Source organism: Bifidobacterium sp. B4142, from assembly GCF_026537325.1.
Classification (GTDB): Bacteria; Actinomycetota; Actinomycetes; order Actinomycetales; family Bifidobacteriaceae; genus Bombiscardovia.
Genome location: NZ_JAFNMJ010000001.1, coordinates 748,138 through 769,874 on the forward strand (window position 1 = coordinate 748,138; position 21,737 = coordinate 769,874).

A 21,737-nucleotide genomic window follows, 5' to 3' on the forward strand; every position below is an offset into this window, starting at 1 on the left:
AAGTTTGTTTTCAGCAGTCATAGCAAAGACATATAAGCGACGCATCAGTTACTGCCGGTCGATGTTCAGTATCGTTTTGCCGAGTTACTTGATTATGGCATGTTGTAAGTGAGCGAACTTATGCAGAAAGCGATATATTCACACTGGACCTTGCATGAGTCATGCTCTTCGTTCCCTGCAAAGGTGTCCGTTGATGTTTACACGCACTGATAGAGGGAATCCGAATAATGTTGATGGGTTTCCAGGCTGCGGTGTAGCTTATCAAGCGTGAGGAAAAGGAAGAATGACAAGGGCACGTTGCTGGGTATTGTCATTCTTGCAGTGCTTGGTGTGATCATCATGCATCCGGTGATCTCAGGAATCAGTATTGCGGTTATCATTCTGTTGGTAGTGCTGTATGCGATGGCGCATAAACAGAAGACTAAAGACCTCGGAAATGAGCATATAAGCCCAACCGCTAAGAAAAGGCATGGTCCGAGAGGAAAACATGCAAAACGGCCCGCTGACGAACTAGTTCCTTTGAACGATAATGCGAAACCTGCCGACAACGATGACGGCTTGCCTGTGGATTATGTGGTGCTTGATACCGAGACGACGGGTCTGCGTGCACAGATGGATCAGATCATCGAGATCGGGGCAGTGAAGGTTCGCGGCCGGAGCATTGTCGACAGTTTTGATACCTTGGTCAATCCCGGCAGGAGTTTGGACAGCAGGATTGTCGAATTGACCGGCATTACTGATGCCATGCTGGAGGGTCAACCGAAAATCGGCGATGTGTTGCCTTTGTTCTGGTCCTGGGTAGGAGACGGCCCTGTTGTAGGTCATAATTTGCGTTTCGATATGAGGTTTTTCGAAGCTGAGAGTGCACGAGTCGGGTACACCATGCCCGGCCCAGTGTGCATGGATACCTTGCAAATGAGCCGAGCTTTGTTTCCGCAGGAGAAGCACCATCGGCTGCAGGATCTTATTCGCAGATTCGGCATCGCAGAGAACGAGGAGCATCGTGCATTGTCTGACGCCGCGCAGACGCAGGAGTGCTTTGAATGGATGCGCCGGTATATGAGCGGACTAGGCGGTGGGTTCACTACTGTTCTCAATGCGTCAACTTCTTCAGCCACTGCTTCTATGGTATTGAAGCAGCCTAGGCAGTCCCGGCGTTTCAGGGGGAAGGGTGTGCATCGCCCATGCAATCAGCGTCCCGATGGTCAGTGCATCGTAGAGGGTATAGATAAGTGGCAGACCGTTGGTGTGTCGGGTGCGGCAAAGCATCAGGACCTGTTTTACCGATTCTCCACCAGTGACGAGGTCTGGGTGAGATTGCTGCATGGATTCATCAAAACAGGTAAGTACAAAGGCTGGCCGACAATCCAAGTCTGGCTTGACGGAGAATATGCGGGATGCCTCACCGTATTGCAGACATCACGCCATTACCGCCAGGTTCCGCCTGAAGGCGGCGTATCGTACGCACATTTCGGCGCTAGGACTAAAAGGGGAACCTGCCAGTTGCGGGTCTCATTTCCCTATGCCCATGCCGAGATAGAATTGAGCCAATTCGCGCAAACAGCTTCACTGAAGGAAGTTGATATGACTGGTTCGGCGCAGATGAAGTTTGAGATGTAGCCAAATATTCAGATCTGCCTTGATGGTTATCCAACAGAACCGTAAAGCAAAGAAGCAAGAAACTTGGCTCAATAGTTCGTATTCCGGGTGAGCTCTGCCTAGGCAGACAGCATTCTGAATAGTCGAGTGCCGATGGCTACCTTGCCGCCAGCCGGGCGGCGGGGGCCGCTATCATGAGAGCCGGAACAGGATCGAGCGGGTCCTTCGGATCGGGGCCCGATGAAGGAATGCGATATGGCGGATATGGTTGACGATCACAATGACGATGAGGGCCCGGACCTGGGCAGGACTTACCACAGCGGTCCGGTAATCATGCGCGGGCCCATGATTCCTGAGGCGGATGCCAACGCTGGTTTGCTCTCATCGGGCGGTGATACGGACTGGCTGCATATGGATCCCTGGCGGGTGCTGCGCATCCAGGCTGAGTTCATCGACGGGTTCGGCGCGCTGGCTGAGCTGGGGCCGGCGGCTGCGATCTTTGGATCAGCCCGGACCGGCAGGGATGATCCCGCTTATGCTGCTGCACGAAAGATGGGCGGCGACCTGGCCAAGGCCGGTATGGCGGTCATTACCGGGGGAGGGCCTGGCATCATGGAAGCGGCCAACAAGGGCGCGGCGGAGGTTGGCGGCAAGTCCGTCGGCTTGGGCATCGAATTGCCCATGGAGCAGGGGCTGAACCGCTGGGTGAATCTGGGCATCACCTTCCGCTACTTCTTCGTACGCAAGATGATGTTCATGAAATACTCCTCGGGCATCATCGTCTGTCCTGGCGGGTTCGGCACCCTGGACGAGATGTTCGAGGTGCTGACCCTGGTCCAAACCCATAAGGCGCCCAGTATGCCCATCGTCCTCTTCGACAGGGCCTATTGGCGGGGACTCTTCGACTGGATCTCGGACACGCTGAAGCAGAGGGGGATGATTTCTGAGCTGGACCCTGATCTGGTCATCCGCACTGATGATCCTGATGAGGCTGTCCAGGCCATCCTTCGTCACCGTGTCTGAATAAGCAGGCGGGTAGTAGTCAGCGGGCGCGGGTGGCCATGATCATGCCCGTGCCGATGGGCAACAGGCAGGATTCCCAAGCATTGTCTTTGCTTATGGCCTCCATGATGGTCCGTAAGGCGGTCGTTTTGGCGGACCTGTTGGCCGGGTTGAGCACACCGCCCTTGTCGGGGTCCTCAAGCAGGTCGAAGGCATCAGTGAAAATCAGCTGTCCCCGTTCCTTGAGCAGGCGCGGAGCCTGGTCCATGACCTGCTGGTAGTTGTCCCCATTGCCTGAGACGACGATAAGGTCGTAGTCGTTGGGGTTGAGCCTGGGGAAGTAGGTCCTGGCAGCCGCGTTGACCGCCCGCAGCCTCATGCCTGGATGGACTTTCTCCATGCCAGCGAATATTTTTTTGACCAGCGAGGTGCCTTGGGCCGTGGAGTCAACGGCGGTGAACTGACCATGACCGTGCAGGCCCGTCATCAGGCGCAGGGCTTCGACTACAGAGCCGTTGCCTACCAGGATAATGGATGCCGGAGCGTTCCGGCCGGCCAGGAACTGCAGGAAGGCGCCTTGAGACCGGGAACATTGGGCGAATCCGGCCTCTGTAGCCTTGTCTCGCAAGGTCTGCAACTTGTCGGATTCGACGTTCAGAGCGCTTGCCTCGGCGAATTCCCATCCTCTGGCGACGTTGTTGTACGAGGTTTTGTCCATGCTAACCATGGTAACGACTAGAGGGCACAAGCCTGTCGCCGGCTCTTGTTGCCCTGTGTGGGCATGAGTCTGGCTACTCCTTGACGGCTTCGACCAGCTTCCACATCTCTTCGCCCACGTCGATCCCTCGGGGGCAGGGTCGGGTGCAGGCCCGTATGGACTGGCAAGCCTGGATCCCGTCCACCTGGTCAATGGCTTCAAGACGTTCCTGCCGATGGCTGTCGCGGGAATCGTTGATGAATCGAGCCGCTGCGATCATGGCTGCCGGTCCGGCGAAGGCCTCACCGCCCGCATAAATGGGGCAGGCCCCCTGGCAGAGTCCGCAGGCGATGCAGGTGCTGAGTAGCTCATACCGGGCCAGCTCTTCCGGAGTTTGCTTGTATTCAGACGCTGGTTCTGTGTTGGCTGCTTTTGCCTTGGCTAACGGGTCTAGCTGAGAATCATGGGTTTGCCGTTGATCAGATTCTCGATGACTCTGGCCGCTATCGGCAGAGGGATCATCATGGAGCAGATAAGGCTTGAAACGTCGAATCTGTTCAAACATGGCATCGGTGTCCACTATCAGGTCTCTGAGTGGGGTAAAGCCGGGAAGCGGACGAATCTCTACAACTGAGGTTTCTGCATAGTCTGGAGTTTTAGTAAGGCCTGTAGCCTCTATAGGGACTGAAGGGTCTGTAGGGTCTGAAGCTTCCGAATGATTTGTAGCGCTGGGTTCTGTGTCCGAATTCGAATGCGCAGCCGACGAGGATACGCCAGTTACGGCGGCTGCCGTACCAGTGCGACGGAAGACTGAAGGCTGTTGGACCTGTGGATTTCCAGCAGCCACGCCGGGTGAGGCGTATGCGTTCAGCATGGTCTTGGATGCAGACAGGCAGTCGGCGATGGTGGCTGCGCAGAGCAGGTCCGGACGTCCGTTGATGAGCACGGCATCCGACCCGCACATGCCATGCCCACAGGAGTACCGGAAGTTCAGTGTAGGATCCGCCTCTCGTTTGATCTGCAGAAGGGCATCCAGAACGGTATGCTGCGGGGCAATGCGAATTGTGTACTCCTGCGTCCAACGGCGACCTCGAGCCCGTCGACTGCCCGCTGCGGCGAAAGGATTGCTTTTGGCAAAGGGATTGATTCGCGCCGGACGCTCTGATTGAGGTCGTGGGGTAAACCGGGCTATTCGGAAAGTTACCGGACGGGGATCGCTGTCCGATGCGGATGCCTTGGATCCGTCTGATTCCGTGGACTGTGATGTCACAGTTGCTCCTGTCCTTGCTCGGGATATGGCCCGATGCCCATTGATATGCGCGGACTCCATCCTAATCCCTGACTGACCTGAATAGGTCTCGATTAGGTGCTCGTCTGACGAGTTTGGGTTCAGAGTCCATAATCGGAGTCCATCAGTAGTTGCGGCCCTTGGGAGGCATGTCGACGATATGAACAGGCTGCCAGGAGACGTCTTCCTTAGCATCGATCATGGTGTGAGCCAGATAGTGTTCGTCATCGCGCTGCGGATAATCGCTGCGATACAGGGCGCCACGGGATTCCTGACGCTGTAGGCTGGCATTCAACACAGCCCGGGCCAGTGTCAGCAGGTTGTCCACCTCCATGATGGCGGTGACTTCCTGGTTGAGTACTGCTGTCTCACTGTGCGCATGTAGCTGTTTTGCATCAGTTTCCAGTTGATCCAGACCGCGCAAACCCTTTTCAATGCTGCCCTGATCGCATCGGACGGCAACGGCCTCCTCCATCAGCCGTCCCAGTCGGCCCATCAGTGCATAAGGGTTGTTCAGTGTGGCATCGTCATCGGAGTCGGAGGCTTCGTCTTGGTCGTCAGCCAATGCTGGTTCCGAGGATTCGCCGTTGCTTGCGCCAGCCAGCAACTCGTCCAGGAAGGCCTGACGCTTTTGCAGAGCTTGTGTGAGCGGAGACGTGTCGGTCGTGTCGTTTGGCTCATCGGCTTTGGTCATGGCGGCGGCGATGGTCTGCCCGGTCCTGGTGCCAAAGAGGCAGGCGTCCAGCAGGGAGTTGCCGCCCAGTCGGTTGGCCCCATGAACGCTGACACAGGAGCATTCCCCGGCAGCGAACAGTCCGTCGACGATTCGACGGTGGCCATTCTGCCAACGATAGACGCGGCCACGATCGGTAATGGGAATGCCTCCCATGGTGTAGTGGGCAGTGGGTTTGACCGGAACCATGTCCACAGTGGGATCCAGGTGGGCGTAGCGATGGATGGTCTCGGTGACCTGGGGGAGCAGGGCAGTCATGCGTTGGCCATCAATACCGGTCATGTCCAGCCAGACGCAATCATGAGGTCCGTCCGGGTCCGATGGATCGGCCACCCCGCGACCTGCATCAATCTCGGCCATGATGGAACGGCTGACCACATCCCTGGCTGCCAGGTCGCCGTGTCCCGGCGCGTAGTCCTGCATGAAGGCCCGGCCTTGACTGTTCCGGAGCACGCCGCCTTCTGCACGGGAGGCCTCCGACAGCAGGATGCCGGTGTGGCCCAGGCCGGTGGGATGGAATTGGATGAACTCCACATCCTCCAGCTGCAGGCCGGCCTGCAGGGCGAGCGCCATGCCGTCACCGGTCAGATCCCAGGAGTTGGAGGTCGTATGGAAGAGTCGGCCCGCCCCACCCGTGCACAGGACGATATTGTCGGCTTGGATAGCTTGCAGCTTGCCGGCGTGGGTGTCCAGGACGATCAGTCCACGGGCATGGCCGCCGGTTTCCTCATCAGCAGGCGGATCCACGACCAGATCGGTCACATACCATTCCTCAGCGAACTCGACTCCCAGACGCAGACACTGCTGCCAAAGAGCGTGCAGGATCTGGTGGCCGATACGGTCGGCTGCATAGGCTGCTCTCCGGACTGGGTGGCCACCATAATCGGCGGTATGGCCGCCAAACTTCCGCTGGGCGATGTGCCTGTCTTCAGTCCTTGAGAAGGCCACCCCGTCATGCTCCAGTTCGATGATGATGCCCGGGGCCTGCTCGGCCAGAATCCGCACGGCATCCTGGTCAGCCAGCCAGTCGCTGCCCTTGATGGTGTCGTAGTAATGCCAATGCCAGTCATCCTTCTCCTGATTGCCCAGACTGGCCGCGATGCCACCCTCTGCTGAGCCGGTGTGGGACCGCAGGGGCTGCAACTTGGAGACGACTAGGACCTTTGGCGACGAATCGTTCCTATTTCCGTCGCTCTCCAGAGCCCTGTACAGTCCCAGAGCGGTTGACAACCCGGCCGCTCCGGCTCCGACGATGACGGCATCATAGCGGCTTCTGACCTTCTGCGGATTCATACCATTGATACTGTCACAACCCGTTGATAGTGGTGGCCCTTCCGGCTCATGTCTGCTTACGCGGGCAGAATAGATCTTATGACCGAACTTTCCTTCTCCCAGCAGGTGTATCAGGTCGTCAGGCGGATCCCTCGCGGCAAGGTAGCCACCTACGGTCAGGTCGCCTCCCTGACTGGTCACCCACGCAACGCCAGGTTCGTGGGTTATGCACTTCATGACAACCCCGAACCCGGGGTGATTCCCTGTCATCGCGTGGTCTTCCGCGATGGTTCTCTGGCGCCAGGATTCGCCTTTGGCGGTCCTGAACGTCAGCGTCAGCTGCTGGAGGATGAGGGCGTTCATTTTGTTCCTCCGCGTAGTGACGAGTCGGCTGGTGCAGATGGCTGGGTGGTGGATTTGGACCGCTGCCGCTGGCAGGCCTGATTCTTCGGGTGCTCAGCTACGACGCATCCGTCCTTCAGGCTGATCAGATCACGAATCTCTAGGGATCCCAGCAGTTGCATCAGATGCCTGACGGAGAGCTCACGTCCTTGATTCGCCAGCTCAGCGCGAAGCTGTCCCGTCATGGGCGGACCTTCCCGACGCTGGTAAGTGCGGATAGCCGCCAGCACGGTTGCCTCTTCTTTGGTTAGAGACTCGTCATCTGCTTTTTTGCCTTCACTGTCAGTCCCCGAATTTGATGACTGGGTTGAAGGTTCGTCTCTATCGGTCGGGGATTGTTTAAGCACGGTTGGGCCCGGTTGGCCGCCGTTTATGGTCTGGTCCCGATGATCCGAACCAACCGTCGGTGTGCGTCGCGCGTTCTGCCTGTTCGTTTGATTACCGCGTGATTCGGCGGTATTGACTGAAGCGGAGGCTTCTTGACGGACGGACTTGCCGGGGTGAACCGGTCCATGGGCAGGGTGGCAAATGTCTCGGATGTCGGATGCAGACAGGAGTAGCTCCGCCTTGCCCTCATGGATGAGCCGGTTGCAGCCGGTGTTTTCCGGTTGATCGATTCTGCCAGGAGCGGCCAGTACGCGACGATCCAATTCGACGCCCCAGTTGGCTGTGTTCAACGCGCCTGATCTGTGCCGTGCCTGTGCCACCACAATATCGGAGGCTAGGGCGGCGATGATCCGGTTGCGCAGCAGGAAACGACGCGCCTCGGGGATGGTTCCGGGCGGCAGTTCGCTGATCAGTGCGCCGCCATCTGCCTCGATGTTTTCGAACAGACGGCTGTTGCGCTTGGGACCCATATGCAGCAAGCCTCCGGCAAAAACGGCGACCGTGCGTCCGCCGCCAGCGGCCAGGGCTCCCCAGTGAGCGGCGGCATCCGTACCCATGGCCCCACCGGAGACGACCAGATGGCCTTCGCCGGCGGCCTTCCTGGCTAACTGGTGAGCAGTGGACCGACCATACTCGTCACATGTCCTTGACCCGACCACGGCCAAGGGTCGGTCACAGCAGATCAATGTTTCGGGATTGCCTTGCCCCCACAGGCAGAGGGGAGGGGCCCAATCGGAGCGGCGTGCCAGGTCATCCACCTGGCCTGGCCAGCAGGGATCGCTTGGGGTCATCACCCAGAATCGGCCTCCGCCAGTCATCATGGTCCGCACCTGGTCGGTGTCCATGGCAAGCAAGGGTGTCAGGCGTCTCCGCCAGGAGTTGCTGATCTTGTGGAACCGAGTGAGGTCCTCGGGGCTCGTTTGTCGTCCCCACCGGGCCGTCCCCTTCAGAAAGCGTTCATCCAGTCTCGTGCGAGCAGCATCATGATGGCTGTCAGTCCCTGCTTGGTTTGGCGCTCTTAGCTCGATCAGATTTCGACAAAGATCGGCCGCCTGGTCCGAGCCCAACAGACAAGCAATCATAAAAGCATCGGGGCCATCTGCCGCTAGAGTCAGCACGGTTCTGGCAAGCCAGTCGCTTTCGACCATGGTCATCGGTTGCGGCTGGTCGTCAAGCATGGTCTTTATCATGGGTTGGGCCATCTCAGACGGCCCTTGTTCTGAGCAGAATGCCGGTGGTCACATCGTCGGCACCGGGGCTGGTCCGCCCGTCCAGGTCTGCCAGAGTCCACGCCAGGCGCATGGTCCGGTCGGCACCTCGCAGACTGATCCGCTGCCTGCGCAGGGCCTGATCAACGACCGAACGTGCCTTGGCTGATGTGTTCTGACGCAGCCATTCGCCGCTGATCTGAGCGTTGCAGGTCCAACCTTGCTTGCGAAAACGCTCTTTTGCCGTCTGGCGGGCGTGGGTCACACGCTGGCGGATCTGAGCGCTGTGCTGGCGTGGACGGTGGTCGTCGAATCCCGGGTCGGTCACCGGGGGGACCGTGGTCTGGATGTCGATGCGGTCCATGATTGGTCCGGAAAGCCTGTTCCAGTAGCGGAGGCGTTCGCGGGGCGTGCAGGTGCAGCGCTCGCCGGTGCCGTATCCGTACCCGCAAGGGCAGGGGTTGGCAGCCATGACCAGCTGGAAACGAGCCGGGAAGGTGGTGCTGCCCTTGGCCCGGGACAGGAAGATTCGCCCGATCTCCAGGGGCTCGCGCAGGGATTGGATCACCCTTGGGGAGAATTCCGGAGCCTCATCCATGAAGAGGACGCCGCGGTGGGCACGAGTGATGGCTCCTGGGGTGGCCAGTCCGGCGCCACCTCCGACCATGGCCGCCATGGAGATCGTATGATGAGGAGCCTCGAAGGGTGGCACATCGGAGATCCCATACTGGCTCAGCGTGCCGCACAGGGATCGAATGGAGGCCACCTCCAGCTGTTGAACAGCGTCCAAGGCGGGCATGATGCTGGGAAGCCGTTCAGCCAGCATGCTTTTACCGGCTCCTGGAGGGCCGACCATGAGCATGTGGTGACCGCCGGCTGCAGCCACCATCATGGCCCACTTGGTCTCCTCCTGCCCAATCACGTCAGCCATGTCCGGCTTGGGCGGAGATGGGTCGGCATTGGCGGGGGAGTTGTCTTCATGCTGCCCGATTCTGGGATGCGCCTTCGCTATGGCGGTCGACTTGTCGGTGTCTAGGTGGCTGTCAAGCTCAGGAACGGCGATCCTGCCTCGCCCGCCCAAGGTTTGAATGAGCTGGCCCAGGTGGCGTAGTCCCACGACCTCGATATCGGGTACCAGATGAGCCTCGTCCAGGTTGTCTGCGGGGACGAAAGCCCGTGTGATCCCCTGGGCTCTGGCCTGCGTCAGGATGGGGAGCAGACCGTTGATCGGCAGAATCGTGCCATCCAGGTTGAGTTCGCCCAGGATGACCGTATGATCCAGGCCTTCCGTCGGCAGTGCCCCGCCGGCTTCGAGGACACTGGTCGCAATGGCCAGGTCGTGTGAGGAGCCATGCTTGGGCTTTGAAGCTGGGGACATGTTGACGGTGACCCTGGTCTGCGGCCACCGGAATCCGCAGGCCGAGCAGGCGGATTTGACCCGTTCCCTTGATTCCGACAGGGAGGCATCCGGTAGGCCGATGATGGAGAAGTAGGGCAGCCCTGGGGAGATGAAGGACTGTACGTGAATCAGAAAGGCCTTGAGGCCTATCAATCCCACGGATTCAGCGGATCCAAGACGCATCAGAAGGCCTCCCTGGTGTGCCTGAGGAAGACTGATCCCGGATTCCATCCACCCTTGCCCGAACAATTGGATCCTGTGGCGGCCTTGGCGGATGCCTGACTGGAAGCCAGGGGATAGGGGTTCTCGGAATGCATGCTTCTGCCGGGGTCTGACTTGACTGACAGGCTGATGACATCGAAACGGGTGCCACGATGCCGTGCGCTGGGAACTCGGTCATGGCTGATCAGCCATTGGACTGCGGCGCGACGAAGATGGGTCTGTTTGCGCGGGCCGACAGCCTGTTCTGGGGATCCGAACCGACCGGTGCGTCTGGTTTTGACCTCAACGAATACCAGAATTGATTCGGGATCCAGGGCGATGATGTCCAGCTCGCCGAACCGGCTTCTCCAATTCCGGGCTAGAATCTTCCAGTTGCGTTGCCGCAGCCACTGGCAGGCGTAGTCTTCGCCCAAACGTCCGAGTTCTCGGCTGCTTACGCCCCTGGCCCTGATCTGTCGCTCAACATCTGCCAGCTCCATGTCGATGGATTCATGGTTGCTCGTATTTAACCTTGTTCTTCCAGGCGGCGTGGTTTCTGGATTGTCGGCGGACCTGGTGGTAGCAGGCAAAGCGCTTATGGGCTGCGCGACCGTTGAGTCTGGAATCTTAATATCGGCGTCAGTGCTGCCAACCCGGTCGTTGAAAACTGTGAGGAGATTACTTGGTCTAGTCAGTGCTTGTGTGTCCATGTTTCAAGGAGACCACTGGAGGGAAGTCGGTGACTAGTCGAACCAGGCATGTGGTCGAATGAACCAGCGCACGCACGAAAGTGGATGAACGAGTGGATTGACGATACTGATGCTGTAGCTATCGCACTCATCTCTGCATCGGGCAGAGGCGGCAGAGGCAAGAAGGACCGAAACAAAAACCAAGGTATGCAGAAACCAAGCAAAGCGGGACTAAGCCAAGCGGAACTTAGGAAACAGAAACCAGGGAAATAGAAACGAGTGATACCAGGTAAAGCAAATGAACAAGGGGAGCGGGGCAATAGGCAGGCAAAAGAACCAGAAGTAAAGAGACAGCAGAGGCCGGAAGACATCGCCGGCGAATTCGCTGGCAACGCTTTCCGGCCTGCTGTGGTCAACTATCCTTATGATTGATTAATCACCTTGTCGACCGAGTATTTGTCTGAAAGGAATGAGGCGATTGGGGCGGTTTGGGTTCCATTTGTCCACTCCTGTCTTCCGCTCTTGACAATGCCCAGACTCTTAGGCGATTTTCACCGGCCTCGAGCTCACTACTCCTGCATCAGAGCAGTCATCTGCCCCAGATCCAGCTCGAAGCTGACCCCGCGCTGCTGATAGTCGGGCTGATTGCGTGTGTGCTGCATGGCCGAGCGGACGAATTCGCCGGCAATTCGGGCTGCATCGGCCAGGCCTCGTCCTGCAAAGAGCGCCCCGCAGAGGCTGGAGGCAAAGGCATCGCCGGTGCCGTGGATCATGAAGGGCAGCTTGTCGTGGACCAGCTCGGTGCGCTCGCTGACCCCGCCATGATCTGCCGAGGCCACGAAGTTGCGCAGCTTGCCGTCCTTCCGATCGATGCCCTTGATGATGACGTTTTTCGCGCCCATGTCCAGCAGGCGGCCCAGACGCTCGTCAACCTGGGTGTGGTCGAGGTCCTGGCCTTCATAGTCGATGCCGGTCAGCAGACTGACCTCGGTCAAGTTGGGCATGAGCAGGTCGGCCCCATCGACCAGATTGGTCACGGCCCGGCACATTTCCTCGGTGTAGGTGGGGTACATGGATCCGCCGTCGCCCATGACCGGGTCGACCAGCCGCAGGGCCTTGGGGTATTCGCGATACATGCGCTGAATAATGTCGACCTGCTCGGCGCTGCCCAGGAACCCGCTGTATATTCCGTCCAGTTCGACGCCCTCCTTCTGCCAGGCATCCAAGTATCCCGGCAGCATCTCGGTGGTGTCATGGAAGGTGTAGTCCTTGAACATGGTGTGCGCGCTGAACAGGGCGGTGGGCACCGGGCAAACGTCGCATCCGGCTGCCGAAAGGATGGGGATGGCGGCCGTCAGCGAGCACTTACCATACCCGCACATGTCATGCACAGCGGCGACTCGGGGGATATACTTGCTGTCGCGCTGGTAGAGTCTGTTCTGATCGTCCGTCTGTCCGGCCATCTTTGAACTCCTTCATGCCTGCTGAGGCTGTTCGCAGCGGAGTCTTCTCCGTCGCTTACTCGACTCTACAGCGGAGGGGTTAAACGGGCACCGCCGCGTGTGCAATAGCGAGATAAAAAAGGCCAGTTTTCAACCTTTTGGAAGCTGTTATAAAAAAGGACGATACCGAAAAGTCTCTTCTGGCTTGAACAGGTGGGCTTGTGCCGCTTATGGTCACATTCAAGAACATGGACGAGGACGCACGTCACCAACAGATAGGAATCGACATGACCGACCAGAACCCGCACAAGTACCATTTCGAGACGCTTCAGCTCCACGTGGGCCAGGAACAAGCCGACCCAGCCACTGATTCCCGGGCCGTGCCCATCTACGCCACCACCAGCTACGTCTTCCACGACTTCGATCACGCCGAGGCCCGGTTCGCGCTGAAGGATCCGGGCAACATTTATGGCCGTCTGACCAACTCTACCCAGGGGGTTTTCGAGGACAGGATCGCCGCCCTGGAGAACGGCACCGCCGGTTTGGCTGTGGCTTCGGGAGCGGCAGCGGTGGAGTATGCCTTCCGGAACATCACCCAGACCGGGGACCATATCGTGTCCTCCAAGAACATCTACGGCGGAACCTTCAACCTCCTCAAGCACACTCTGCCCCGTGATGGTGTCGAGACCACCTTCGTGGATCCTTCGGACCCGTCCAACTTCGAGTCGGCCATCCAGGACAACACCAAGCTGGTCTTCTTCGAGACCTTCGGCAACCCTAACGCCGACCTGCCCGACTTCGAGGCCATCTCCAAGATCGCCCATGACCACAACCTGCCGGTGATCGTCGACAACACTTTCGCTACTCCTTACCTGTTCCGTCCACTGGAGCACGGTGCGGATGTCGTCGTGGAATCGGCCACCAAGTTCATCGGCGGCCATGGCACCACTCTGGGCGGGGTCGTCGTTGAAGGCGGCAAGTTCGACTGGTCGGCAGTGCCCGGGAAGTTCCCCACCTTGACCGAGCCTGACCCCAGCTATCACGGGCTGCGCTTCTACCAGGATCTGGGCGCTGCGGCTTTCGTCACCCGCATTCGCGCCATCCTCCTGCGCGACACCGGCGCCGTCATCTCGCCCTTTGCAGCCTTCCTCCTCCTGCAGGGGACCGAGACACTCTCGCTGAGGGTTGAGCGTCACGTTGAGAACGCCCTGAAGGTAGTGGATTACCTGCAGACCGTGCCAGAGGTGGAGTCGGTCAGCCATCCGGCCATCGAGGGGCGCCCCGACCACGAGCTCTACAAGCGCTACTTCCCCAACGGCGCTGGTTCCATCTTCACCTTCGATCTGAAGGGCGGCAAGGATGCGGCCAGGGTCTTCATCAACAACCTGCATCTCTTCTCCCTCCTGGCCAACGTGGCTGATGTGAAGTCGCTGGCCATCCATCCGGCATCGACCACCCACTCCCAGGAGACGCCGGAGGAGCTGGAGGATCAGGCTATCCATCCCGGTACCATCAGGCTCTCCATCGGCACGGAGAACATCGAGGACATTCTGGATGACCTCAAGGCTGCCTTCCAGGCATTGAAGGAGTCCGGTCTGGCCAAGTAACCGGCAATTACACTTCCTTCTTGGTGCCATATCTGCGCGATATATGACCGAGAAGGCACAGAAGCAGAAGGTGCCTGTCGAAACCTCATTACGTTTCGATGGGCACCTTTGTATATGCCCTCTCATCCCCTCGCTCCAGTGGCAGAGAGCACCTGACCAGTCAGGCGGAAACGTTCTGGTGGGTATGATGGGAGTATGAAACATGGAGCAAAGACGAGGGCGTCTTCCGATCCGTCGTCCGGTGCGGGGAAACCGAGGCAAATCGCCCAGGTGGCCATCAAGGCCAAAGGACTGACCAAGGACTATGGGAGTGGGGAGAACCTGGTCCATGCCCTCCGGGGTGTGGATGTCGAATTCGAACGGGGCAGGTTCACGGTCATCATGGGTCCCTCCGGGTCGGGCAAGTCCACCCTCATGCACACCTTGGCGGGCTTGGACACCGTTACCTCCGGACATGTCTACCTGAACGGGACCGATGCCGTCGGCGTGAAGGGCAGGCGGGCCCGTCGTCAAGGAGGGCGGAGGGGCGTGGTCGATCTGACCAAGCTCAACGACAATCAGCTGACCCTCTTGAGGCGCCAGAGTCTGGGCTTCATTTTCCAGAGTTTTAACCTCCTGCCCATGTTTACGGCCAAGCAGAATATCCTCATGCCTCTGATCCTGGATGGAGCCAAGCCAGACACAGCCTGGTTGGACATTCTGGCCAAGACCCTGGGTCTGGAAGAGAGGCTGAGTCACCGGCCCAGCGAGCTTTCTGGTGGTCAACAGCAACGTGTGGCTATCGCCAGGGCCCTCATCACCAAGCCTTCCATTGTCTTTGCAGACGAACCCACCGGAAACCTGGACACGGCCTCTTCGACCGAAGTGCTCAGCTTCTTGCGGGATTCGGTCCGCGAGCTGGGGCAAACCATCATCATGGTCACGCATGATGTCTTTGCGGCCTCCTTTGCCGACCGGGCTTTGGTATTTGCGGATGGGCGAATCGTGGCAGACCAGGACAGACCCACTGTGGATTCCATGAACGCCTTGCTCTCCGAGGAAGTCATGGACTCCACAGCTACAGCTGACTCGGCTGCTCATCGCTGAGGGGAATGCTCATGTGGTTCGTTGCTAGGAAAATGATGCGGCATGACCTGGGCATGATGGTTCCCGCCGGCATCGCCATTGTCGTCGGAACACTGTTCATCGCCATGACCTTCCTCTTCGGCAACACCATGGACGTTTCCATGCGGCGGATGGTCTCATCCGATGCCGCCCAGGCCAACTACGCCATCATCCCTGCGGAGGGCAACCATTCAGAGCAGAAAAGGGTGAAGGACTTCAAAACCGAGGAGCTGGCAAAAGTCCCAGGTGTTCACGCAGTCAGATCAGACACCCAGCTCATGGTGGATGTCCGCGTCGGCAAGATCAAGAGCGAGAGCGTGATTGCCATTCCTATGGCGGATTCATCGCTGATGCCGATCGGTCTGGCCAAGGGATCCTGGCCTAGCTCTGATGACCAGGTGGTTCTACCCGGGCCGACTGTGTCCAGGCTCAAGCTTTCCCTCGGTGACAAGGTGGATCTGAACCTGTCGCCTAACATGCTGTATATTTCCGAGGACCTTGGGCCGAAAGGGCAAGCCAGCGCTGACCAGGTTGCGGGTAGGTTCATATCGAAGCCGCTGACCTTGTCGGGTGTCAGTTCGAACCAGGGCAACGAGGGCGACAGGTTTGGCGAATCGGGCGGCGCAATCGTACTGACCCCCAAGACCATAGATGCCTTGATGGCTACAGCAGGTCTTGGCAACATGGGTAACCTGTATGCTCAGAACGTTTACCTGAATGTTGGCGGGCAGGGCAGCGACCTCGATGGGAGTCTGGCCTCTCTGCGCAAGCTCATGCCTTCCGGCTATTCCCTTGAGGACCGTCACACTATGGAGGACCGACTGGTCAAGACCGCACTCGGCGGTTCCCAAAACCCCGTGACCACCTTCCTTCTGGTCTTTGGCACGCTGGCCATGTTTGTGGCTGCCACCGTCATAGCTAACACCTTCCAGGTTATGGTGGCTCGGCAACGTCGCTACCTGGCCCTCCTGAGGACAATAGGCGCCGATAAGGGGCAGGTCAGGGCCAGCGTCCTGTTACGCTCCGTCATCCTGGGCGCTGTGGCCTCCCTGATCGGGGTCGTCGCCGCCATCGGCATCATGGCCGTTCTGGGTGTAGCCAAGGCTCATACGAGTTCCCTCTACTTCCAATTGAAGCTGACTCCGGCAGTCATCCTGGTGCCTCTCGTTTTCGGCATCGTCGTTACGGTCTTGGCCTCCCTGGGATCTTCATGGGCCGCCACCAGGGTCAGTCCTTTGGAGGCGCTGAGGCCTGCCGATCTTCTGCAGAACAAGCGGACGAGCAGAATACGACTGTTTGTCAGCGTGGTCATGATTCTGCTGGGCATCACCATGACGGTCTGGTCTCTCTGGCAGGTCAGGCTCAATGTCACGGCAGACAAGGCCAGCAAGGCATCCGGAGACGGGCCGAATATCGTCGCTGCCATGGCTGTCATCGGCATTGTCCTTGCCTTCCTAGGTATCCTTTTCAGCGCCAATCGTTGGATTCCTTTCATGCTCAAGGGAGTCGGGTCCCTGGTTTCGCGGATTGGGCCCTCGTCCACAATCGCCGTGGCTAACATTGCACGGAATCATTCCCGTGTGGCGGCAACAGGTAACGCCCTCCTGATCGGCGTAACGCTGGTCGCCACCTTGACCACAGGCGCCGCCAGTGCCAAGCAGACCATGGCCGACATGATGGATGAGCACTACTCGGTCGATCTGCAGATCAGCGCCGATGGCCTGGATGCCAAGGCTCTGAACGCCATTCGACGGATCGACGGGGTCGCACAGGCCGAACTGGTGCCCCAGTATGCTGCCATGGTCAAATCAGGCGGCGAGAACGGTGCAGGAATGACTATTTTCGCCCTGGATGCGCACAAGATCGATCGCCTCCTGAATGCCAAGGTCGGCAAGGATCTTTCCGGACAAGATGCCCTTCTGCTTCCAAAAAGCCTCATGGATAAACAGAAGGATTTTCATGACGGCGGAAATCTGGGACTCAATGTACTCAACCCAATTCAAGGCGACGCTCAAGGCGGATCCGCATCGGTGGCTCAAAGACTCTTCGTGACCAGTGTCTACGCGCCCTTCCAGGGGATTGATGCCAGCGATTTATATGGCCTGACCGACTCCTCCTCGCTCAATGGCGTTCAGCCTCAGACCGTGCAGATCTGGGCCAAGGTCCATGGCTCGCCAACAGTCTCGGCGTTCATAGACAAGGTGAAGAGTGCACTTTCTGGGTATTCGGCTGTTTCCGTGAAGGGCGGGCTGGCTGAGAAGCAACAGTGGGACCGGACCATCGACAACCTGCTCATGATTATCCTCGCCCTGCTGGCGGTGGCAGTTGCCATCGCCTTGATCGGCGTGGCCAACACGCTTTCCCTTTCGGTGCTGGAACGTCGGCGTGAGTCCGCCACCCTGCGGGCCATCGGGATGACCCGCAAGCAGATCAGTCGGTCCTTGGCTGTGGAGTCAGGGCTGATAGCCCTGGGGTCGTCCTTGTCTGGCATGGTCCTGGGCCTGCTCTTCGGCTGGGCTGCAGCCTATGAGATCTTCTCCTCTCTGGGGACTGTGGCTTTCCCCATTCCCTGGTCCACTGGACTGGTGATTCTGGTGGTGGCACTCGTAGCGGCGATCCTGGCAAGCGTCCTGCCAGCTAGACGCGTCAACCGGACTCCACCGGTTGTGGCTCTTGCTGAGGAATGACGGCAAGCAACCAGCGCGCATCATAAGCACCAGCCTTTATCCCAGCGCGCCTTGGTCGGCGTCGGGAATGATTGATTTGTCTCCCCAGATGCCGTCTTTACTGATGCTGCTTGGAAGGGAGCCGGCTTGAGCGAAGGGACCTTGATATTCCCGGAGTCAATCAAGGGGATCGAGGTAACTGTTGCAATCCATTGATCCGATGGTTGCATGTCTTGAGGCTCACGTCTTTTGCGCTGAACATGATGTTCTTCATCTCCCAGATGTCCATCCCCGCCGCTCCGCGTTTATTTGGATGGTGCCAGCCTAACAGGAAGAGTTTTTCAGCGCACTCATCCGTAAGAATGATTATTTTCATCCTTCCTAGGGACCATATCGCGGCAGCTGATAGCCGCATAGGGTCGGAAGCTAACGGGAGAAAGGCTTCCTGGCGGATAAGGAGCACCATGCAGAACAAAGCGGATACTTCACCTTCACAAGGGTTAATCGACAGTGCAGGCCCAGGCGTCGCGGGACCGCCGGCCGTCAGCGCCAGGCAGCTGACCAAGGATTATGGGCAAGGCTCGAATGCTGTCCATGCCCTGCGCGGAATTGACGTGAATTTTGAACGTGGCTGGTTCACGGCCATCATGGGGCCTTCAGGTTCGGGCAAGTCAACGCTCATGCACGTTCTGGCCGGTCTGGGTACTGTCACCTCTGGCCATGTCTATATGGCCGCTGATCTTCTGCAGCCGAAGAGCAGACATCGTCATCATTCATCGATCGATCAGGCTGGCCGAGTCGACCTGACACGAGTGGACGACCGTCAGCTGACCCTGATCAGGCGACGACATCTGGGATTCATCTTCCAGAGCTTCAACCTGCTGCCTATGTTCACGGCCAAACAGAACATCCTCATGCCGCTGGTACTGGATGGCGTTCGGCCCGACAACTCGTGGATGGAGCAGCTGGTAGATACTCTGGGTTTGTCGGAGAGGCTGGACCATCTTCCCGGGGAATTATCCGGGGGGCAGCAGCAGCGGGTCGCCATCGCCAGAGCGCTGATAACCAAACCCGGTCTGGTCTTCGCGGACGAACCGACGGGGAACCTGGACCTGGCCGCCAGCACTGGTGTTCTGAAGTTCCTGCGCGATTCCGTACGCGAGCTGAACCAGACCGTCATCATGGTCACCCATGATGCCTATGCCGCATCCTATGCCGACCGTGCGCTGGTCTTTGCCGACGGACAGATCGTTGCGGACCGACAGGATCCGACGGTGAAAGCCATGAACGATCTTCTGGCTGAACAAGTTTCGGCTGGCGCTGCTGACTATTCCCGGGTACAGGACTAGGGGGTGCATTGTGTGGCGCATAACCCGTACGATGATGAAGCGCGATGCACGAATGATGATGCCGGCTGGTCTGGCCATCGTGATCGGCACCCTCTTTATGTGCCTGACACTTCTTTTTGGCAACGTGGCGAATGCCTCCATGCGTCGCGAGATCAGCATGGATGCCGGCCAAGCCAACTATGCTGTGACAGCCAGAAGGGATCAGGACAAGCCAATTCTGTTCGACGAGTTCGATAGCAGGGGGTTGTCGAAACTGCAGGGGGTTCGTGGTCTGCGCCCCGATGTCAACCTCATGGTGGATACGGAAGCAAACGGTCGGTCCAGCAAGGGGATTCTGGCCATTATGGGTGCCAGGCAGGAGCTCATGCCTATCGATTTGGATCGGGGACAATGGCCGGATTCAGACGATCAGGTGGTACTGCCGCGTTCCGTCGCTGACAGGCTACAGGCCAGCCTTGGTGATAAAGTGCGCCTCCATCTATCCCCGTTGATGCTCCCAGAAAGTGACAGTGCTCAGGATTCTTCAAATAAAGAACGCCTTGTTGACCAAGGTTCTGTGAACTTGACCATCTCAGGTATCAGCAAGAGCCGTGGTGGACAGTACGACGACTTCGGCGGAGCTGTGGTGCTGACGGGTTCTCGGATTGGTCGTCTGCTGACTAAGGTGGGAATGGTTGGACCGGAGTCCCCTCCTTTGGAAAACATCTATCTGTTGGTTAATGGCCAAGGCAAGGAACTTCAGAACACTCTGCATGACATCAGTCGATACGTTCCTGACGGATAACGGTTGGAGGGCCGTCGCGCCATGGAGGACAGGCTGCTCAGTGACCAGACTGGCAATGGTGTGAACATCATGACTGTCTTCCTCATGACTTTCGGTGTGCTGGCCATGGTGGTGGCTGCCTTGGTGATTGCCAACACCTTCCAGATCATGGTGGCCAGACAGCGCAGGTATCTGGCCCTGCTGAGGGTTATTGGTGCGGATCGACGGCAAATCAGGTTAGGCGTGCTGCAGCAGGCACTGCTTCTTGGTGTCATATCGTCCTTGATTGGCATCCTGCTGGCCATGGGCTTGATGGGTCTTGCCGGTTGCCTTGGTTTGCATTCGGGCACCATGGAGCTTGCACTTCTGCTTACTCCTGCTGCCCTTTTGGTTCCATTTGCGCTTGGCGTTCTGGCAACCTTGGTGGCTGCCTTTGGGTCTACGCGTACGGCTATCAAAGTCAGACCGCTTGAAGCCCTGCAGCCACTGGATTATCAGGAGCAAGGAAACAGGAAACGGACCGGTCTGCTGATCAGCATCCTGTTGGCGGTCATTGGCATAGCGTTCGTGATCTGGTCCTCTTGGCGCGTCAGGGAGCTAGTCAGGACAAACACCGGCGATACAGTCCAGACCAGTAATCAGCAGGAACTCTTGCTGGGTCTCGCAGTATTGGGTGTTTTGCTGATTTTTCTGGGTGCGCTGATCGGTGCGCGTCGATGGATTCCATCTCTTCTGCGTTGCCTGGGTAGACCTGTGTCCCGGATTGGACCATCTTGCAGGGTTGGAGTGGCGAATATCGCTCGAAATCCCTCACGAGTAGCTGCCACAGGTGTTGCTCTGCTGATTGGCGTAACCCTGGTCTCCACTCTAGCTACAGGTGCGGTAACCACTAAACGGACCTTGGCCAAGGATATTGATCAGCGTTATTCCTTGGATATTGAAATATCTGGCCAGGGGCTGAACAAGAATAATGTGCGGGCCATTGAGCGGATCAAAGGTGTTGCTGATGCAGAGCTGGTGCAGAGATTCAATGCCAAGGTCGAGTCGGGAGGTCCCTCACAAGATTCCATGACTGTCTATGCCTTGGATGCTTCACGTATCAGGCGTGTGCTTCATGCCGATCTGGGTCTGGGTATGCAAAGGTCGGATGCACTGCTGGTATCGACCAGAACGATTTCCAAGTATTCCGGTTACCGGAGCGGAAGTCAGTTGAAGTTGTCGATAGCTGATCCTCAGGCGGACGATGAACGTGGAAAAGAGTCAGTTACAAGAAGAACATTGACCGGGGTCTTTGCCGGATTCGGCGGGCTGGATACCAGTGGCGTCTATGCAATCACGGATCCCCAGAATGTCGCTGGGATAAACACCGAGACGCATGAAATCTGGATCAGGACGCAGAGAGATCGTGATGCCGCACTGCTCTTGGATGACATACGTCAGGCTGTCGGAGAGCATGACGACATGGCTATCAGCGGTGGGCTGACGCAAAAGAGACTATGGGGCGAAAGAATCGATTCCTTGCTGGCGATCATGGTGGCATTGCTGGGCGTTGCGGTCATTATCGCCCTCATAGGGGTCTCCAACACTTTGATGATGTCGGTGCTGGAACGCCGTCGTGAGACCGCCACGCTTAGAGCAATCGGCATGAGCAGCGTCCAGGTTCGCCGATCCTTGGGAGTCGAAGCCTGCATGATTGCCCTAGGAGCCAGTCTGGCTGGAATCGTTCTAGGAATGCTATTCGGGTGGATAGGAGCCTATCAGGTCTTTGTTCCCTTAGGATCCGTGACCTTCACCGTGCCATGGTCGGCTTTTGCGCTGGTACTGCCGGTGGCCTTGCTGGCTGCGGTGGCAGCCAGTGTGCTGCCAGCCAGGGAGGCAGTTAAGGTTTCACCCATTGAGGCGCTCAGTGATGATTGATACTGCTTGATG

General features: G+C 58.2%; 16 protein-coding genes. 9 read left to right on the plus strand and 7 right to left on the minus strand.

Features of this window, described 5'->3' with window-relative positions; translation table 11 throughout:
- Positions 1-267: 267 nt before the first annotated feature.
- On the plus strand, positions 268-1,620 hold the full coding sequence (locus J3U06_RS03425; protein ID WP_267444331.1) for a PolC-type DNA polymerase III: 1,353 nt from the start codon (positions 268-270) through the stop codon (positions 1,618-1,620).
- A gap of 234 nt (positions 1,621-1,854) precedes the next feature.
- Entirely contained in the window at positions 1,855-2,622 is a 768-nt protein-coding gene (locus J3U06_RS03430) for a TIGR00730 family Rossman fold protein (RefSeq protein WP_267444332.1), read from the plus strand.
- A gap of 19 nt (positions 2,623-2,641) precedes the next feature.
- Here the strand turns inward: J3U06_RS03430 and J3U06_RS03435 are convergent, their stop codons facing one another.
- The 3 genes from J3U06_RS03435 to J3U06_RS03445 all read right to left on the minus strand — a co-directional run bounded on the left by J3U06_RS03435 (position 2,642) and on the right by J3U06_RS03445 (position 6,612).
- The gene (locus J3U06_RS03435; RefSeq protein WP_267444333.1) at positions 2,642-3,319 is read right to left on the minus strand and encodes an O-methyltransferase; all 678 of its coding nucleotides are present in this window, start codon (positions 3,317-3,319) and stop codon (positions 2,642-2,644) included.
- Between the two features lie 73 nt (positions 3,320-3,392).
- On the minus strand, positions 3,393-4,568 hold the full coding sequence (locus J3U06_RS03440) for a succinate dehydrogenase/fumarate reductase iron-sulfur subunit (protein ID WP_416378812.1): 1,176 nt from the start codon (positions 4,566-4,568) through the stop codon (positions 3,393-3,395).
- A 142-nt stretch (positions 4,569-4,710) separates the two neighbouring features.
- The gene (locus tag J3U06_RS03445; protein WP_267430412.1) at positions 4,711-6,612 is read right to left on the minus strand and encodes an FAD-dependent oxidoreductase; all 1,902 of its coding nucleotides are present in this window, start codon (positions 6,610-6,612) and stop codon (positions 4,711-4,713) included.
- Between the two features lie 78 nt (positions 6,613-6,690).
- On the opposite strand from J3U06_RS03445, the gene J3U06_RS03450 reads away from it, so the two are divergent.
- Positions 6,691-7,035 (plus strand): MGMT family protein, encoded by a 345-nt coding sequence (locus J3U06_RS03450; protein ID WP_024626499.1) that lies wholly within the window; start codon positions 6,691-6,693, stop codon positions 7,033-7,035.
- Here the strand turns inward: J3U06_RS03450 and J3U06_RS03455 are convergent.
- The 4 genes from J3U06_RS03455 to J3U06_RS03470 form a co-directional block, all read right to left on the minus strand.
- Positions 6,951-8,582: a DNA-processing protein DprA gene (locus tag J3U06_RS03455; protein WP_267444334.1), complete on the minus strand. Its 1,632-nt coding sequence runs from the start codon at positions 8,580-8,582 to the stop codon at positions 6,951-6,953. The genes J3U06_RS03450 and J3U06_RS03455 overlap by 85 nt on opposite strands.
- A gap of 1 nt (position 8,583) precedes the next feature.
- Positions 8,584-10,170, minus strand: a complete 1,587-nt coding sequence (locus J3U06_RS03460) for a YifB family Mg chelatase-like AAA ATPase (RefSeq protein WP_267399748.1) — start codon at positions 10,168-10,170, stop codon at positions 8,584-8,586.
- Positions 10,170-10,688: a YraN family protein gene (locus J3U06_RS03465; RefSeq protein WP_267399749.1), complete on the minus strand. Its 519-nt coding sequence runs from the start codon at positions 10,686-10,688 to the stop codon at positions 10,170-10,172. Before J3U06_RS03465 ends, J3U06_RS03460 begins: the two co-directional genes overlap by 1 nt.
- Positions 10,689-11,446: 758 nt before the next feature.
- Positions 11,447-12,340: a pyridoxamine kinase gene (locus J3U06_RS03470; RefSeq protein ID WP_267430413.1), complete on the minus strand. Its 894-nt coding sequence runs from the start codon at positions 12,338-12,340 to the stop codon at positions 11,447-11,449.
- 266 nt (positions 12,341-12,606) lie between these two features.
- Between J3U06_RS03470 and J3U06_RS03475 the strand changes: the two genes are divergently transcribed.
- From J3U06_RS03475 to J3U06_RS03500, 6 genes are all read left to right on the plus strand, one after another.
- The gene (locus tag J3U06_RS03475; protein WP_267430606.1) at positions 12,607-13,926 is read left to right on the plus strand and encodes an O-acetylhomoserine aminocarboxypropyltransferase/cysteine synthase family protein; all 1,320 of its coding nucleotides are present in this window, start codon (positions 12,607-12,609) and stop codon (positions 13,924-13,926) included.
- A 195-nt stretch (positions 13,927-14,121) separates the two neighbouring features.
- Complete coding sequence (locus J3U06_RS03480; protein ID WP_267430414.1) at positions 14,122-15,012, plus strand: ABC transporter ATP-binding protein; 891 nt, start codon at positions 14,122-14,124, stop codon at positions 15,010-15,012.
- Between the two features lie 32 nt (positions 15,013-15,044).
- Positions 15,045-17,717, plus strand: a complete 2,673-nt coding sequence (locus tag J3U06_RS03485) for an ABC transporter permease (protein ID WP_267444335.1) — start codon at positions 15,045-15,047, stop codon at positions 17,715-17,717.
- A 443-nt stretch (positions 17,718-18,160) separates the two neighbouring features.
- Positions 18,161-19,045 carry an ABC transporter ATP-binding protein gene (locus J3U06_RS03490; RefSeq protein WP_267444336.1) on the plus strand — a complete coding sequence of 295 codons (885 nt, stop codon included), beginning with the start codon at positions 18,161-18,163 and terminating at the stop codon, positions 19,043-19,045.
- Between the two features lie 10 nt (positions 19,046-19,055).
- A complete protein-coding gene (locus J3U06_RS03495; RefSeq protein WP_267444337.1) occupies positions 19,056-19,829 on the plus strand; it encodes an ABC transporter permease in 774 nt (257 codons plus the stop codon).
- Positions 19,830-19,850: 21 nt separating this feature from the next.
- Positions 19,851-21,725: an FtsX-like permease family protein gene (locus J3U06_RS03500; protein WP_267430417.1), complete on the plus strand. Its 1,875-nt coding sequence runs from the start codon at positions 19,851-19,853 to the stop codon at positions 21,723-21,725.
- Positions 21,726-21,737 lie beyond the last annotated feature (12 nt).

What these genes read in the sequence shown, in the direction of transcription:
- J3U06_RS03430 (WP_267444332.1), top strand. Translation starts at nt 1,855, where the DNA reads ATGGCGGATATGGTTGACGATCACAATGACGATGAGGGCCCGGACCTG.
- J3U06_RS03435 (WP_267444333.1), bottom strand. Translation starts at nt 3,319, where the DNA reads ATGGACAAAACCTCGTACAACAACGTCGCCAGAGGATGGGAATTCGCC.
- J3U06_RS03445 (WP_267430412.1), bottom strand. Translation starts at nt 6,612, where the DNA reads ATGAATCCGCAGAAGGTCAGAAGCCGCTATGATGCCGTCATCGTCGGA.
- J3U06_RS03450 (WP_024626499.1), top strand. Translation starts at nt 6,691, where the DNA reads ATGACCGAACTTTCCTTCTCCCAGCAGGTGTATCAGGTCGTCAGGCGG.
- J3U06_RS03455 (WP_267444334.1), bottom strand. Translation starts at nt 8,582, where the DNA reads ATGGCCCAACCCATGATAAAGACCATGCTTGACGACCAGCCGCAACCG.
- J3U06_RS03460 (WP_267399748.1), bottom strand. Translation starts at nt 10,170, where the DNA reads ATGCGTCTTGGATCCGCTGAATCCGTGGGATTGATAGGCCTCAAGGCC.
- J3U06_RS03465 (WP_267399749.1), bottom strand. Translation starts at nt 10,688, where the DNA reads ATGGAGCTGGCAGATGTTGAGCGACAGATCAGGGCCAGGGGCGTAAGC.
- J3U06_RS03470 (WP_267430413.1), bottom strand. Translation starts at nt 12,340, where the DNA reads ATGGCCGGACAGACGGACGATCAGAACAGACTCTACCAGCGCGACAGC.
- J3U06_RS03475 (WP_267430606.1), top strand. Translation starts at nt 12,607, where the DNA reads ATGACCGACCAGAACCCGCACAAGTACCATTTCGAGACGCTTCAGCTC.
- J3U06_RS03480 (WP_267430414.1), top strand. Translation starts at nt 14,122, where the DNA reads ATGAAACATGGAGCAAAGACGAGGGCGTCTTCCGATCCGTCGTCCGGT.
- J3U06_RS03485 (WP_267444335.1), top strand. Translation starts at nt 15,045, where the DNA reads ATGATGCGGCATGACCTGGGCATGATGGTTCCCGCCGGCATCGCCATT.
- J3U06_RS03490 (WP_267444336.1), top strand. Translation starts at nt 18,161, where the DNA reads ATGCAGAACAAAGCGGATACTTCACCTTCACAAGGGTTAATCGACAGT.
- J3U06_RS03500 (WP_267430417.1), top strand. Translation starts at nt 19,851, where the DNA reads ATGGAGGACAGGCTGCTCAGTGACCAGACTGGCAATGGTGTGAACATC.